Consider the following 1,174-nt stretch of genomic DNA (forward strand, 5'->3'; position numbering starts at 1 on the left):
GAACGCTTCGGCATGTCTGGCGATGGTGCGGATCTGGCGTACCACGCCGGGCAGCGCCATCAGCCAGTTCAAATGCACCGCTTCCTTTCTGATGCCCGAGACCCGCGTATCGCACGCGAGCCTGACCGGCACGCCCAGCGCTTCCAGCTTTGCGCGAAATGGACCGTCCGAGAGCAGGAGCACTTCGCGATGCGCGGCCCAGGTGACGGCCAGCGGCAAGAGCGAAAACTCCGCTCCACCCAGTTGTCCACTTTGATCCACGAACAGGATGCTCGCGACGCTACCCGTTTCGGCTGCGTGGCTGGATGCGTACAAGGACGTCGCCGCAGCGGCGAGCGCCGTTGCATTGACCGGAGCGGTTGACTTCATCTGGGTTCGCGGATTGAGGGTCGAAAGGAATGGTGGCGAAGAGCATTATTGGTGCACGCGTTCCTGGTCAATGTGTCGCTACGCACTTACCGTGACTGACACGTGGATTACACCGGGCCAACCATGTGTCATATGCAGTAGGGCAATCGTCAAAAAAGGAAAAATCGCTGCGGCGCCGGAGAGCACGGCTTAAATGTTCAGGACACTTATCCATCCCGGGAGGGCGCGGTTCGCAGCGCGGTTCGCACGTCACGCGCGTGCCGGGGCAACGGCCGCGCGACTCGCTCGCTGGGCATGGCGAGCCGGCGCGCCGGTATGACGGCGTGTGCCGGATGTTTTGTCTCGCTGGGTGCGGACGACCACATAGCCGAAGTCGCGAAGCGCGAATAATGGCTCTTCAGAAATTCCTGCCGTCCGGTGACCTGTGACGAATACCTCCGTATCTGCGGACGCGACGGCAATCGCGTCCAAGTCCTTACCGCCGGCATTCGTGGCTAGCCGTATAGGTCCGTCCGACGAGACGGACATGCCGAGTGTTCTGTTCGTCGATCAAAGCGGGCAGCTCGGCGGTGCGGAAGTCTGTCTGTTGCCGCTTGCTGCTGGCTGGGCCGCGCATCGTGAAGTGCTGCTGCTCTCGGACGGTCCGTTTCGGGCGAAGCTGGAAGCGCTCGGCGTGCCGGTCAGGCTCGCGTGCGATGCGCGCGTCTCAGCCATCAGGAAACAGGCTGCGCGTCTGAGCTGGCTGATGGCGCTGCCCGGTGTGGTGCGCCAGATCCGCACCGTCGCCAGACATGCCGAAGCGTTT

2 pseudogenes are annotated in these 1,174 nt (G+C 62.9%); one reads left to right on the plus strand and one right to left on the minus strand.

Going from position 1 to position 1,174, the window contains the following annotated elements:
- Positions 1-369, minus strand: a pseudogene (locus tag FFS45_RS41520) (glycosyltransferase family 1 protein); the annotation flags it as partial.
- 526 nt (positions 370-895) lie between these two features.
- Here FFS45_RS41520 and FFS45_RS41525 point away from each other — a divergent pair.
- Positions 896-1,174 (plus strand): annotated as a pseudogene (locus FFS45_RS41525) (glycosyltransferase family 1 protein); the annotation flags it as partial.

It is taken from the genome of Burkholderia sp. 4M9327F10 (genome assembly GCF_005503145.1).
Lineage (GTDB): Bacteria > Pseudomonadota > Gammaproteobacteria > Burkholderiales > Burkholderiaceae > Paraburkholderia.